The sequence below is a fragment of the Thalassotalea sp. 1_MG-2023 genome (assembly GCF_030546745.1).
Lineage (GTDB): Bacteria > Pseudomonadota > Gammaproteobacteria > Enterobacterales > Alteromonadaceae > Thalassotalea_C.
On record NZ_JAUOPD010000006.1, the window covers coordinates 40,399 to 53,925 of the forward strand.

Sequence of the window (13,527 nt, forward strand, 5' to 3'; positions counted from 1 at the left end):
GGTATTATGTCTGGATTTAATAAGGTAGTAGCAAGTTACCAAGAAGCACTTGCCGGTCTTGAAGACAATATGACAATTATCGCAGGTGGCTTTGGCCTCTGTGGTATACCAGAAAACTTAATTCAAGAAATAAAACGTAAAGGCACCAAGGGGCTAACAGTAGTTTCTAATAATTGTGGCGTTGATGACTTTGGCTTGGGGGTGTTACTTAAAGATCGCCAAATTGAAAAAATTATCGCTTCATACGTTGGAGAAAACGCGGAATTTGAACGCCAAATGTTAAGTGGTGAATTAGAAGTTGTGCTTACTCCGCAAGGCACATTAGCGGAGAAAATGCGAGCAGCTGGTGCCGGTATCCCTGCTTTCTATACTGCGACAGGTTATGGGACACCTGTTGGAGAAGGCAAAGAGGTTAGAACTTTTAACGATAGAAATTATATTCTTGAGGAAAGTATCAAAGGTGACTTTGCCATAGTCAAAGCATGGAAAGCGGATACTTACGGTAATCTTATTTATCGTAAGACAGCACGAAATTTTAATCCGATGGCTGCAACAGCTGGCAAGATAACAGTTGTTGAAGCGGAAGAAATAGTTCCAGCAGGTGAATTAGATCCCGATCAAATTCATACGCCAGGGATTTACGTTGACCGTTTGATACAGGGAACATTTGAAAAGCGCATAGAACAAAGAACCATTAGACATTCAGGAGAACAATGATCATGGCATTAACGCGAGAACAAATGGCAATGCGAGTTGCACAAGAACTACAAGATGGTTTCTACGTTAATCTAGGTATTGGCATTCCAACATTAGTGGCTAATTATGTACCGTCGAATATGGAAGTGATGTTGCAATCAGAAAATGGCTTACTTGGGATGGGACAGTTTCCTACTGAAGAAGAAATAGATGCTGACTTAATAAATGCGGGCAAACAAACGGTCACTGTTGCCAAGGGTGCATCAATTTTTTCTAGTGCTGAATCATTTGCGATGATACGTGGTGGTCACGTCGACTTAACGGTATTAGGCGCATTTGAAGTTGATGTACATGGCAATATTGCTTCTTATATGATCCCTGGAAAATTAATTAAAGGCATGGGCGGCGCGATGGATTTAGTTGCAGGTGCAGATAATATTATTGTGACCATGACACATGCCTCTAAACACGGAGAGTCAAAGCTATTATCACAATGTTCATTACCTTTAACGGGGAAAGGCTGCATCAAAAAAATACTAACTGATTTAGCGTATATTGAAATCATTGACGGTAAATTTCATTTACTAGAACACGCGCCAGGCGTTGAAATTGAACAAATAAAAGCGCTTACTGCAGGCGAATTAGTCGTGAGCGAGCACGTAAAAGAAATGAATATTTAGTTTTCAAAGCGCTTGATTGGTGTTTAAACCGGCTCCCACGGTAAAAAAAACATCAAGTTCAAGCGCTTTTCATCTATTTTTTAAACACTGCCTACTATGTTTCGTAGAGCTGCTAAATGTCCGTTATATGCTTCTCGTCCTGTTTTAGATAGTGAGAGCCAAGTTCGCTGTCTACCCATATTTGAACGCTTTTGTGCGCACAGATACTGGGCGTCTTCGAGTGCTTTCAAGTGTTTTGAGAGTACAGAGTCACTCACCTCAAGCTTTTCTCGTAACACTTTAAATTCTATTTCTGCTGTTGCTGCTAAAATGGCACAAATTTGTAAACGATTTTGTGCATGAATGAGCGGATCAAAGCTAACATTATTCATGGTTACCGTTGTCCTTGATGTAATTACCTGTTGAGTAATGATGCAATAAATAAGCAAGTACAATTGCATTGAGTAGACCGCCAATATAGGCGCTATATTCAAATCCATTCACGCTTAAAGCGCGAGTCAGTATAATGACTGCACCGAAGAAAATGCCTGACAATAAATGATAAAAACATTCAGCTCTACTCTTTGGTAGTACCTTAGGTTTTATGCCAAGTAAATGACTGCTGTAGAGATAAAAGGCGACACTTGCCAGAAAGCAAATTGATGAAATAATTAAACCGAGCATCCAAAGGTTCTCATGTCGGGTAGATGCCCAAGAAAAAGTCATCATTCCGTAAAAAAAGGCCATAATGACGGTCAGCCAAAGTGGAGGCCTGATAAGTTTATTGGTACTACTATCTATATTCGCTAAATTATCGAGAGCTAGTTTAGCTTCTTCTGCCGATATGTTTTGTTCTTTATTTTTCATGATTACCCCTGTTACTTTCCGTAATGGAAAGTAATATAATCTATACTTTCCGAGTTGGCAAGTTAAAACTTTCCGTATTGGAAAGTTAGTGGGTGGATTTAGCTTTATACTATTGATTTTAATTGTTTTTAAATGTGTTCAGGTTGAGAGGCTAAATAAAATCCTTTATTTTTTACTAGTTGACTCCCTCTTTACCAGCCGTGGAATATGTTTAAACGTGACTTCGGTCGCCATACTTTCTTCTGGTTTTGTCATGCATAAAGCCAAATTTGCTGCTTGCTTAGCCATGGTTTCGATAGGGTAGTGTAGTGTAGTTAGCTTTGGCCTTGAATAGCGAGACAACAACACATCGTCAAAGCCGATGACTGAAATGTCATTGGGTACATGATAACCATTGTCTTCTAAGGTTGATATTGCACCAATCGCCATTGCATCGTTGTAGACAAATATCGCTGAGAATGGTTGACCACTTGTCAATAAGTTTTGGGCGGCAATTTCTCCACCTTGCAAAGTGGGTGCTTGATAATCAATCAGTTGCTCTTTAAGCGTGAGTCCATGCTCTGACAGAGTGTCTTTAAAGCCTTTAAGTCTTAGGGCTGGATCTTCAATAGGGTAGTGACTGCTAATACAAGCAAGTTTTTGATGAGACAATGTAATTAAGTGACGTGCTGCTATTTTACCGCCTTCGATGTTATCTAACCAAATACAGCGTTCTTCCAAACCCTTAACAATTCTATCAATAACAACTAAGCCTTTTACCTTTTGTGTGAGCTCGATAAGTTGTGCGTCGCTTAACGCCTTGCTATGAACAACCATAACATCGCAACGGCGCTCAATGAGCAGATTAATTGCTTGAATTTCAGACTCCGCATTAATCTCACTAGTACTTAATAGCAATTGCCGATGATGTTGCCGAGCAACTTGTTCTACGCCGCTGGCTAAAGAAGCAAAGAAAGGATCAGTTATATCAGGAATAACCACGCCAATGGTTGTGCTTTTTTGCGTTACCAATGCCCGCGCATTCGCATTAGGAGTATAACCAAGTTGCAGCATCACTTTACTGACTTTTTCTTTGGTTTTTGCACTTACTTTTGGGCCGTTATTTACCACTCGAGAAACTGTTGCCACAGAAACACCAGCGATACGGGCTACATCTTTAATTGTTGACATATGTAAATGTTTACATTTATTAAGTGTTTAACTTAACCCCAGTATATATAAGCTATTATGCTCGTGCAATATCATAGTTGTATTCCTAAAAAGTAAGGTTGTATTAAAAAGGGAAAACGTTTACATTTATGCTAAATTTATCTGATGGAATTAGTTTATGACGATTGAATTCGATCCTACAGAGCATCCACATCGCCGCTTTAACCCTTTATTAAGAGAGTGGGTACTGGTTTCTCCGCATCGTGCAAAACGCCCTTGGCAAGGACAAGTAGAGGCGGTTACTGAACAGCAATCAATTTCGCATGATCCAAATTGTTATTTATGCGCTGGTAATACGCGTATTAATGGTGAAATTAATGAAAACTATGAAACAACGTTTGTATTTACTAATGATTTTGCCGCGTTAAAAACCGATACCCCAAAAGTACAAAATAATGATCCGTTATTTCGTATGGCAACAGAGCAGGGCGAAAGCCGCGTGATCTGTTTTTCTCCAGATCACAGCAAAACCTTACCTGAATTGGCAGCATCAGAAATAAAGCATGTTGTTGATGCTTGGCAAGAGCAATGTGAAGATTTAAGTGAACAATACCAATGGATACAAGTGTTTGAGAATAAAGGAGCGGTTATGGGCTGCTCTAATCCTCACCCGCATGGGCAAATTTGGGCTCAGCAGCAAATACCAACCTTGGCAGAACGTAAATGCCGTTCACAATTAGTGTATTTTAATCAATACCGTAGCAACCTACTAAGTGATTATGCTGAAAAAGAAATAGCACAAGAACAACGTGTTGTAGTACTAAACGACGACTGGGTTGTGGTGGTGCCATATTGGGCGGCATGGCCATTTGAAACATTGTTACTACCAAGGTTTACCGTGTCTAGAATGGTTGAATTAACAGAACAACAAAAAATTTCGCTTGCCGATATATTGAAAAAAGTTGCTACCAAATACGATAACTTATTTCAATGTTCTTTCCCTTATTCAATGGGGTGGCATGGTGCACCATATGATGGTGAAAAACATCCTGAATGGACCTTACATGCGAGCTTTCTACCGCCACTTCTGCGTTCTGCAACGGTGAGAAAATTCATGGTTGGCTATGAAATGTTAGCCGAGGCTCAACGCGACTTAACACCAGAGCAAGCAGCAGAAAGATTAAAATCACTGCCAGACACACATTATAAGGAAGCTTTGTAATGACTCACGAACAACAGATCAACACTTTGTTTAACCAACGTTATCAACATCAACCTGACGTGATTTGTTACGCGCCAGCTCGCGTGAATATTATTGGCGATCATACTGACTATAACGATGGTTTTGTTTTTCCAGCAGCGATTGACTGTGGTACAACCATTGCCGCCTCTAAACGTGATGATCAATTAGTAAAAGTGTATTCACATGACTTTGGCCAAAGTTCTACAGAATTTGTACTAAATCAGTTCAGTTTTGATACTGAGCATATGTGGTGTAATTACATTAAAGGTTCTGTTCAAGCGTTAATGGAGAAGTATCCAAATCTAAGAGGGGCAAACCTTGTGGTCACTGGTAATGTGGCACAAGGTGCAGGGTTAAGTTCGTCAGCCAGTTTTGAAATGGCAATATTGAAAACTTTTACCTCGTTATACCAATTAGAGTTAGATGGAAAAACTGCCGCCAAAATGGGACAACAAGCTGAAAATGATTATGTTGGTTGCAATTGCGGCATTATGGATCAACTTATATCGGCTATGGGCAAGAAAGGCCATGCTATGCTACTTGATTGTCGTGATTTAACGTTTGAAGACGCACCAATTTCAGACGAGTTATCATTGGTTATTATCAATTCAAACGTTAAACGTGGATTAGTTGATAGTGAATACAACTTGCGTCGTGAACAATGTGAACAAGTTGCCAAACACTTTGGATGTAAAGCATTACGTGATGTTACATTAGCGCAATTAGAGTCGGAAAAAGCACAACTGCCTGATGTTCAATACAAGCGAGCCAAACATGTGATCACTGAAAACGCACGAACAGTGGCAGCGTTAACAGCATTTAAATCTTCCGATATGTCAACGTTAAGTCAGTTAATGGCTGAGTCACATCAATCGCTACGCGATGATTTTGAAGTCACGACAGTTGAAATGGACGGGTTGGTCGAGATTATTAGTGAACAAATCGGTAACCAAGGTGGTGTACGCATGACCGGCGGTGGGTTTGGCGGTTGTGTTGTAGCGTTAATGCCCAAAACATTAATTAAACAGGTGACTGAACACGTCAATATTCAATACCCTGAGCGATTTGGATTAACGGCAGATATTTATATTTGCCATGCATCTCAAGGTGCCTTTAGACAAATAGAAGAAGCTTGATTTATTACAGGATATACCATGAAAATTTTAGTCACCGGTGGCGCTGGTTATATTGGCTCGCATACGGTTTTATCATTATTAAACAACGATTTCGATGTGATTGTGTATGACAATTTATCTAATGCCAATATTGAATCTATTAGACGAGTTGAAAACTTAACCGGAAAGAAAGTGTCATTTATCAAAGGCGATATTCAAGATAAAGCGACATTAACGAAGGTGTTTAGTGAGTTTGTTATAGATGCAGTAATCCACTTTGCTGCCTTAAAAGCCGTTGGTGAGTCGTCTACGCTACCTTTGAAGTATTATCAAAATAATGTGCATGGTACGCTAAATCTATTAGAGGTAATGATGGCGTTTCGTGTATATGATTTTATTTTCTCTTCTTCTGCAACGGTTTATGGAGGTGAAAATGTTGTGCCTTATGAAGAAACTATGCCATTAGGGGAAGCTTCTAGTCCTTATGGTGCAAGTAAAGTGATGATTGAACGAGCGTTAAAAGATCTTGCACAAGCGAATTCAGAGTTCCGTGCCGTTTGTTTACGCTACTTTAACCCTATAGGCGCACATGAAAGTGGAGACATTGGCGAAGACCCGAAAGGTATTCCAAATAATTTATTACCCTATGTTGCCCAAGTTGCGGTAGGAAAGCGGGAAAGTTTACAAGTTTTTGGTAATGACTATTCAACGCAAGATGGTACATGCGAACGTGATTATCTTCATGTGATGGATCTGGCCGAAGGGCATGTGTCAGCCGTAAATTGGTTAAAGAAAAATAGCAGTTTTACTGGTGTGGAAGCCTTTAATCTAGGGACAGGGCGAGCAATTTCTGTGCTCGAAATTATTAACGCTTTTGAGCAAGCTTGCCAACAAAAAATACCTTATCACTTTGCTCCACGGCGTTATGGAGATTTACCTGCGTTTTGGGCAAATGCTGAAAAAGCTAATAAACAACTTGGTTGGAAAGCAACCCGCAATATATCGCAGATGATGGCAGATACTTGGCGTTGGCAATCGAACAATCCACAAGGTTATCCGAACTAATAAAGGGTACGTGAAACACGTTGAGTAAGTGTGGAGACATTAAGCTAGTATTGTTATAGTATAACAATTGAGACGAATGGTAGTATTTTGTTGTTAGAAAGCACTGAAGTTAGCTAAAAATTCCTTTATTATCTATGGGCTACTTTTCTTTGTTGTACTTTATCAACATAACATACACCAAAGAAAAGTAGCCCTAGCACTGCGTATGTTGATGAATGTGCGTAACCTCAAGTAGTGAGCAGGAAAAACTATGATTAAAAAAACGATAACATTGGCAGCTTTGCTTGTGTGTACCGCGTCATTATCGGCGTATGGTTCAGTGAAGCAGACCAAAGGGAGCTTTGAAGATAAGTTCCGTCAATTAGATGAAGTGTTACCAACACCTAATGTGTACCGTAACGCAGCTGGTGAACCAGGGCATCAATATTGGCAACAAGAAGTTGATTATAAAATTAACGTAACGCTTGACGAAGAAAAGCGTCGTTTAGAAGGCAGCGAAGAGATTGTCTATGTTAATAATTCACCTGATTCATTGAAATATCTTTGGCTACAATTAGACCAAAATATTTTCAAAAAAGATTCATTAAGTGAATTATCTACCACCTTCAGTGGTAACAAAGCGTCAGGCGGTAAAATTAGTTTATCTGCTTTGCGTCGTCAGCAATTTATTGGCGACTCTGAGTTAGGCTATACCATTGATAACGTGAAAGACAGTCGCGGCAATGTATTGAACTACGTTATTGTTGGTACCAACATGCGTATAGATTTGTCTAAACCGTTAAAACCAGGCCAGAAAACATCGTTTTCGTTAGACTTTGGTTTTAATATCGTTGAAGAAGATGCCGTATCAGCGCGTTCAGGTTATGAACATTTTCCTGATGATGCGCGTGAAGGTGGCAATGATATCTTCTTACTGGCTCAATGGTACCCTCGTTTGCATGCTTATACTGATTACGAAGCTTGGACAAACAAAGAGTTCTTGGGGCGTGGTGAGTTTACTTTAGAGTTTGGTGATTATGAAGTTGAAATGACAGTACCTGCTGATCATATCGTTTCTTCAACGGGTGAATTAGCAAACCCTAAGCAAGTACTTACGAAAGAACAACGCAAACGTTTAGAGAAATCAAAAGACGCTGACCGTATAGTTTTCATTGTGACTGAAGAAGAAGCGTTAGAAAACGAAAAAGCGGGTACAGATAAAACTAAAACGTGGAAATTTAAAGCAAATAACGTACGTGACTTTGCATGGGCATCATCGCGTAAGTTTATGTGGGATGCTCGCGGTTTCAAACAAGATAACGATGAAACTCCGCTGGTAATGGCGATGTCTTTCTACCCGAAAGAAGGCGGTGACTTGTGGAAAAAGTATTCGACTGAATCAATCATTCATACGATGGATGTTTACAACCGATTCTCATTTGATTACCCGTACCCAACGGCTCAGTCAGTAAATGGTCCTGTTGGTGGTATGGAATACCCAATGATCACATTTAACGGCCCGCGTACTGAATTACGTGATGATGGAAGTCGAACGTATTCACAAGCAGAGAAGCGCTTTTTAATTGGTGTAGTTATCCATGAAATAGGACATATTTATTTCCCTATGGTTGTTAACTCAGATGAGCGCCAATGGACATGGATGGATGAAGGCTTAAATAGTTTCTTAGATGGTGTTGCTGGTCGTGAATGGGATCCTACAATTCCATGGGGTGTAGAACCTCGTGACATCACAGGCTATATGAAGTCTTCAAATCAAGTGCCAATTATGACGCAATCAGACAGCGTATTACGTTTGGGTCCAAATGCTTATACAAAACCTGCTGCAGCGCTAAACATTTTACGTGAAACGATTTTAGGTCGTGAACTATTTGATTTCGCATTCAAAGAGTACGCACAACGTTGGAAGTTTAAACGTCCTACACCTTCTGATTTTTTCCGCACCATGGAAGAAGCATCTGGGGTTGATTTAGATTGGTTCTGGCGTGGCTGGTTCTATTCTACCGATCATGTAGATATTTCGTTAGACCGCGTATATAAATTACGTATTGATACTAAAGATCCTGATATTGATTTTGCACGTGAACGTCAACAAGAGTTGAATAAACCTAAGTCTTTAACTGACGAACGTAATAAATCAGAAGGTAAGCAACTGTGGGTTGAACGTTTCCCAGATATTACTGACTTTTACGATGAAAATGATCGCTTTACCGTGACCAATAAAGAGCGTAACAAGTATCAGAAATACCTTAAAGGTTTAAAAGACTGGGAACGTGAAGTTTTCACTCGCGCCGTAAAAGAAGATAAAAACTACTACGTATTAGATTTTTCTAATAAGGGTGGCTTAGTTATGCCAATTATTTTAGAACTATCATTTGAAGATGGTAGCAAAGAAATGATGCGCATTCCTGCAGAAATTTGGCGTCGTACACCTAAAGCCGTTAGTAAGTTAATTGTCACAGACAAAGACAAAAACCTAGTAGGTATTACTGTTGATCCTCGTTGGGAAACAGCTGACGTTGATGTGGAAAATAACCACTACCCACGTCGTATTATTCCATCGCGTATTGAAAGTTATAAGCGTAAAAAGTCATCAGCAAAAGTAAGCCGTGATATCATGCATGATATTAAAACGGAACTGAAAACAGATGATGATGAAAAAGATCAACAGAAAGATAACTAATTAGGTTTTATATGAAATTTGTAACTAAAAGCTTAATAATATGCTTGTTTTTAATCAGTAATGTTATTTATGCACATCAACAAAAAGCGGCGATTAGCACTGTGTTGTTTAATCCAAATACAGAAAATATTGAAGTAAGTCACCGCTTTTATTTGCATGATGCAGAACACGCTGTAAAACATATTTTTGGTAAAAATGCTGACATCATTCAATCGAAACAAACACAGCAACGTTTTTTCGAATATGTAATGGCACGTTTTTCATTGAAAGATGATAAAGGAAATACTATTGATTTAGGGCCTGTTGGCTTTGAAGTTGATGGGAAGTTCTTTTGGGTTTACCAAGAAACAAAACAACCTGTACTGTTAAGCGGCCTTACCATCGAGCATGCTGCATTACGTGATATTTGGCCGAGCCAAACGAACACTGTTAATGTGGAAGGGAAAGGCGACGTAAAAACTGCCACGTTTAACGGTAGTGTTGAAGTGGCTAAGATCGAATTTCATTAAACTAATAAGTCATTGATAAAGCCGCTAGGTAGATACATCTAGCGGCTTTTTTGATCCACAAATTAAAGTAAATTAAAGGGGTCAGGTACAATATTCTATCTTTGAATATTGTACCTGACCCCTTTAATTATCTAATTAGGCTATTTATCTAAAGGTAAACTACACTGAGAACTTTATTTAGATATCAAGGACGATAAATGGCCAGATTACCCAGGTTAGATTTACCAAATATTCCACAACACGTGATTCAGCGTGGTAACAATCGGCAAGCATGTTTCTATCAAGAAAAAGACTATAAAGCCTATTTAAATTGGCTTAAGTATTACTCGTTGAAAGAAAATGTAGCTATTCATGCATGGGTTTTAATGACTAACCACGTGCATTTATTATGTACACCTAGAAAACCGAAAGCAGTTAGTTTGATGATGCAAGGGCTAGGTAGGCGATATGTTCAATATTTTAACCATAGTAATCAAAGAACTGGAACTTTATGGGAAGGCCGGTTTAAATCTTGTTTAGTGCAAAATCGCAATTATTTACTCGAAGTTTATCGCTATATTGAATCAAACCCCGTTCGATCGGGTATGGTTAACAGCCCTGCGGAATACCCTTGGTCAAGCTATCAAATTAACGCATTAGGTAAGCGTTCCGATTTAGCAACTTATCATGAGCAATATATTGCCTTAGGTCAGTCGGAAGCAGAAAGACAACATTCGTATAGTACACTTTTTAAATCCAAGGTAGTTGGTCAGAATGAACCGTTGATCAGAAAGTCGGTTAGCAGAGGGGGAGTACTTGGCGATGAAAAATTTAAGTCAGCAATCGAAGCTATTACAGGGAGAAGAGTGACTTCAGTACGAAGAGGTAGACCAAAAACTGTTGTTGATACAAAATCGATTTAATGTACCTGACCCCATTTATTTTCATTTATGTTGGGGTTAGGTACATTATTTGAGTTTATTTCAGTACTGAAATTTCAATTTTACTCGCATGATCAGCTTGATGATAAATGCGATGATCTGCTTTAACAAAGTCAGCTTCTGTTGCTTTAAAGATGTTTTCTACATAGTTTTGCGGATTACGATCTAAAAATGGGAACATGCTACTTTGCACCATAATTTGTAATTTATGGCCACGTTTAAAGGTGTGCATTACATCGTAAAGTTCAAAATTTACAGGTGTTACTTTATTCGCGGTAAATGGCTTGGGATCGCTCATTGACTCTCTAAATCGACCACGGATTGAGCCCCATCTTACAAGTTCATGACGGTTACCCAGTTTTTTATCTAACTTATTGTTGTTCTCATTTTTTGCTGGAAATACGTCAACAAGTTTAACAATAAGGTCGGCAGCCGTTTGAGTGGTACTAAACTTTAATTTCAGTTCAATATTCCCTGATAAAGTTAGATCTTCGGTTAACGGTTCCGTTTCAAAAATAAGTACATCAGGTCGACGTGCAGCAAAACGTTGATCTTCTGTCATATAAGGACGATCCCATCCGCGACCAATAGCCTTTGAATGCGGTACAGGTTTATTTGGATCACTGATATATTCAGAAAAACTTTGCTTTTCAACGGGTTTTTCTGAGCGGATACTTTCTCCCGCTGATAAATATAACGTTTGTTTTTCAACCGCTTTTGGTGGCCAGGTGTCAAAACGATGCCAACGGTTTGCGCCGGTATCAAAAATAGTCGCTTTAGCTAAATTTGCATTGTCGCCTTTTTTAAGATGTTCTTTAAAAAATGGTAATAGCACGTGTTTTTGAAACCATGAACTGGTATTAAACCCGTTATCTGCTTCACCCATTTTTGAGCCGTCTCCACGGTTCCATTGCCCGTGATACCATGGTCCCATTACCAATTGCACATTATCTTTTTTATTGCCATGAGACATTGTTTGATACGTTTGCAACGGCCCATATAGATCTTCGGTATCATACCAACCACCTACAACTAAAGTAGCAGGCTTTGTTTTACCTAAGTGTTGTAATACATCACGAGACTGCCAGTATTCGTCATAATTTGGGTGAGCGGCTAAGGCATCCCAAAATGGACGTTTATGTTTAAAATATTTTTTGTTCACATTTGATAATGGACCTAAATCTAAAAAGAATTGGTAGCCATCATGCGTTGCCATGTCTTGACCTTTAGGCCAATAACCATGCTTTTCGTTTGGAAAGTTATCAAAGGTATCGAAAAATACAAATGCCATAGGTAAAACAAAGGCACCGTTACGATGAAAATCATCAAAAAACCAATCAGCAATTGGGGCTTGAGGTGAAATGGCTTTTAAAGCAGGGTGAGCATTTATTGAAGCAACAGAGGTATAGTAACCTGGGTATGAAACTCCCCACATGCCTACTGCACCATTGTTGTTTTCTAAATTATTGACCAGCCATTCAATACTATCGTATGTATCTGTAGCATCATCAACTGCTTTTTTACCACGTTGATACGCGTTTTGAGGGCGCATATTGTCGTATACCCCTTCGGAGCGAAATCGTCCTCTTACGTCTTGAAAAACAAAAATAAAGCCCTCTTTTTCAAAAGCCTCTGACGGACCTAAGCGAGTACGATATTTATCAACACCATATGGGCCAACAGAGTAAGGTGTACGTTGCATGATTACCGGATAGGTTTTTGATACATCGTAAGGGGTATAAACAACGGTAAACAGGGTTTTTCCGTCGCGCATTGGAATTTCATATTCGTATTTAGCATAATTTTCACGAATATATTCGGCTCGCTTATCCGCGCTGCTGTCATAAGCTAAGGCGGTCATCGTACTAACGATAAATAGTACTGAGACCAAAACTAGATTTCTAAACATGATAAAGCATCTCGTATTGTTGTTTTTGTAAACAAAAATTATTGTGGCAAGTATATGCTTTGCAGGCAAGTAGCTGGCCAACAACTCAACAGGTAAAAACCTACCACTCAACGCATTTTTAGTTCGGCCTTCATCGTTTAAATTGAATTGAAATATGAATAGCATAAATAAAACAACATTGAGGTGACAAAGCAAAAGCTATAAGAAATTATTTCAATACTACTTGTAGAATTTACATACATTTCATCAGCCATTAAGCGTCATAACAATTAAGTAGGCTTGATAGCCTGTTAAAACGGCAATGTAGGTTTTGGTATAGCCATTGCAGCAATATGTTTGACTCACGCAATAGAGTGAGAATAGTTTTAAACAAATATTGGAGAATATTATGGCTAGTCAAGCAACAAAAGCACAGAGTGAAAGCAGTGAACCTAAAACTACTAAAGGTAATGGATCGTCTCCTATTGCACAAAAAATTACTGAGTCGTTACATCAATCTGTTGATCATTTAGGTGAACATGCAGCTAAAACTGAAGAGTCGCTAAGAAAAAATGCGACTAATTCAGCAAATTCGATGAAAGATAAGCAAGTAAAAGTGCAAAGTATGTGGAATCAATCGGCAGTCGGTCGATACACACAAGAACATCCTGTGGCATCAGCCGGCATTGCTTTTGCAGCAGGTATGTTACTGACTAGCTTACTTAAGAGAAAGTAA

The 13,527-nt window shown here is 39.0% G+C and carries 13 protein-coding genes; 9 read left to right on the top strand and 4 right to left on the bottom strand.

Annotated features, from left to right (window positions below; genetic code table 11):
* Positions 1–6: 6 nt before the first annotated feature.
* Together Q4489_RS06530 and Q4489_RS06535 are read left to right on the top strand one after the other, a co-directional pair.
* Positions 7–717 carry a CoA transferase subunit A gene (locus Q4489_RS06530; protein WP_303478274.1) on the top strand — a complete coding sequence of 237 codons (711 nt, stop codon included), beginning with the start codon at positions 7–9 and terminating at the stop codon, positions 715–717.
* A gap of 2 nt (positions 718–719) precedes the next feature.
* On the top strand, positions 720–1,376 hold the full coding sequence (locus tag Q4489_RS06535) for a 3-oxoacid CoA-transferase subunit B (protein WP_303478276.1): 657 nt from the start codon (positions 720–722) through the stop codon (positions 1,374–1,376).
* Positions 1,377–1,456: 80 nt separating this feature from the next.
* Here Q4489_RS06535 and Q4489_RS06540 read toward each other — a convergent pair whose 3' ends face one another.
* From Q4489_RS06540 to Q4489_RS06550, 3 genes are all read right to left on the bottom strand, one after another.
* The gene (locus Q4489_RS06540) at positions 1,457–1,747 is read right to left on the bottom strand and encodes a transcriptional regulator (RefSeq protein WP_303478277.1); all 291 of its coding nucleotides are present in this window, start codon (positions 1,745–1,747) and stop codon (positions 1,457–1,459) included.
* On the bottom strand, positions 1,740–2,222 hold the full coding sequence (locus Q4489_RS06545) for a hypothetical protein (protein ID WP_303478279.1): 483 nt from the start codon (positions 2,220–2,222) through the stop codon (positions 1,740–1,742). Before Q4489_RS06545 ends, Q4489_RS06540 begins: the two co-directional genes overlap by 8 nt.
* A 165-nt stretch (positions 2,223–2,387) precedes the next feature.
* Positions 2,388–3,392 carry a LacI family DNA-binding transcriptional regulator gene (locus Q4489_RS06550; RefSeq protein ID WP_303478281.1) on the bottom strand — a complete coding sequence of 335 codons (1,005 nt, stop codon included), beginning with the start codon at positions 3,390–3,392 and terminating at the stop codon, positions 2,388–2,390.
* A gap of 157 nt (positions 3,393–3,549) precedes the next feature.
* On the opposite strand from Q4489_RS06550, the gene Q4489_RS06555 reads away from it, so the two are divergent.
* From Q4489_RS06555 to Q4489_RS06580, 6 genes are all read left to right on the top strand, one after another.
* Positions 3,550–4,593: a UDP-glucose--hexose-1-phosphate uridylyltransferase gene (locus Q4489_RS06555; RefSeq protein WP_303478283.1), complete on the top strand. Its 1,044-nt coding sequence runs from the start codon at positions 3,550–3,552 to the stop codon at positions 4,591–4,593.
* Positions 4,593–5,750 carry a galactokinase gene (galK, locus tag Q4489_RS06560; protein ID WP_303478285.1) on the top strand — a complete coding sequence of 386 codons (1,158 nt, stop codon included), beginning with the start codon at positions 4,593–4,595 and terminating at the stop codon, positions 5,748–5,750. Before Q4489_RS06555 ends, galK begins: the two co-directional genes overlap by 1 nt.
* An 18-nt stretch (positions 5,751–5,768) precedes the next feature.
* On the top strand, positions 5,769–6,794 hold the full coding sequence (gene galE, locus Q4489_RS06565; RefSeq protein WP_303478287.1) for a UDP-glucose 4-epimerase GalE: 1,026 nt from the start codon (positions 5,769–5,771) through the stop codon (positions 6,792–6,794).
* Positions 6,795–7,044: 250 nt separating this feature from the next.
* Positions 7,045–9,474 (top strand): M1 family aminopeptidase, encoded by a 2,430-nt coding sequence (locus tag Q4489_RS06570; protein WP_303478289.1) that lies wholly within the window; start codon positions 7,045–7,047, stop codon positions 9,472–9,474.
* Positions 9,475–9,485: 11 nt separating this feature from the next.
* Entirely contained in the window at positions 9,486–9,983 is a 498-nt protein-coding gene (locus tag Q4489_RS06575; protein ID WP_303478291.1) for a DUF6702 family protein, read from the top strand.
* A gap of 197 nt (positions 9,984–10,180) precedes the next feature.
* Positions 10,181–10,885, top strand: coding sequence for a transposase (locus Q4489_RS06580; protein WP_303478292.1), 705 nt, complete (start codon positions 10,181–10,183; stop codon positions 10,883–10,885).
* Between the two features lie 55 nt (positions 10,886–10,940).
* On the opposite strand, the gene Q4489_RS06585 is transcribed toward Q4489_RS06580, so the two are convergent.
* The gene (locus Q4489_RS06585; protein WP_303478293.1) at positions 10,941–12,812 is read right to left on the bottom strand and encodes a CocE/NonD family hydrolase; all 1,872 of its coding nucleotides are present in this window, start codon (positions 12,810–12,812) and stop codon (positions 10,941–10,943) included.
* 388 nt (positions 12,813–13,200) lie between these two features.
* Here Q4489_RS06585 and Q4489_RS06590 point away from each other — a divergent pair, with 388 nt between their 5' ends.
* Positions 13,201–13,527, top strand: a complete 327-nt coding sequence (locus Q4489_RS06590) for a DUF883 C-terminal domain-containing protein (RefSeq protein ID WP_303478295.1) — start codon at positions 13,201–13,203, stop codon at positions 13,525–13,527.

Bases quoted from the DNA above. Each gene is read 5' to 3' on its own strand.
- Q4489_RS06570 (WP_303478289.1), top strand. From the start codon at position 7,045: ATGATTAAAAAAACGATAACATTGGCAGCTTTGCTTGTGTGTACCGCG.
- Q4489_RS06575 (WP_303478291.1), top strand. From the start codon at position 9,486: ATGAAATTTGTAACTAAAAGCTTAATAATATGCTTGTTTTTAATCAGT.
- Q4489_RS06555 (WP_303478283.1), top strand. From the start codon at position 3,550: ATGACGATTGAATTCGATCCTACAGAGCATCCACATCGCCGCTTTAAC.
- Q4489_RS06550 (WP_303478281.1), bottom strand. From the start codon at position 3,392: ATGTCAACAATTAAAGATGTAGCCCGTATCGCTGGTGTTTCTGTGGCA.
- Q4489_RS06580 (WP_303478292.1), top strand. From the start codon at position 10,181: ATGGCCAGATTACCCAGGTTAGATTTACCAAATATTCCACAACACGTG.
- Q4489_RS06540 (WP_303478277.1), bottom strand. From the start codon at position 1,747: ATGAATAATGTTAGCTTTGATCCGCTCATTCATGCACAAAATCGTTTA.
- Q4489_RS06585 (WP_303478293.1), bottom strand. From the start codon at position 12,812: ATGTTTAGAAATCTAGTTTTGGTCTCAGTACTATTTATCGTTAGTACG.
- galE (WP_303478287.1), top strand. From the start codon at position 5,769: ATGAAAATTTTAGTCACCGGTGGCGCTGGTTATATTGGCTCGCATACG.
- Q4489_RS06530 (WP_303478274.1), top strand. From the start codon at position 7: ATGTCTGGATTTAATAAGGTAGTAGCAAGTTACCAAGAAGCACTTGCC.
- Q4489_RS06535 (WP_303478276.1), top strand. From the start codon at position 720: ATGGCATTAACGCGAGAACAAATGGCAATGCGAGTTGCACAAGAACTA.
- Q4489_RS06545 (WP_303478279.1), bottom strand. From the start codon at position 2,222: ATGAAAAATAAAGAACAAAACATATCGGCAGAAGAAGCTAAACTAGCT.
- Q4489_RS06590 (WP_303478295.1), top strand. From the start codon at position 13,201: ATGGCTAGTCAAGCAACAAAAGCACAGAGTGAAAGCAGTGAACCTAAA.
- galK (WP_303478285.1), top strand. From the start codon at position 4,593: ATGACTCACGAACAACAGATCAACACTTTGTTTAACCAACGTTATCAA.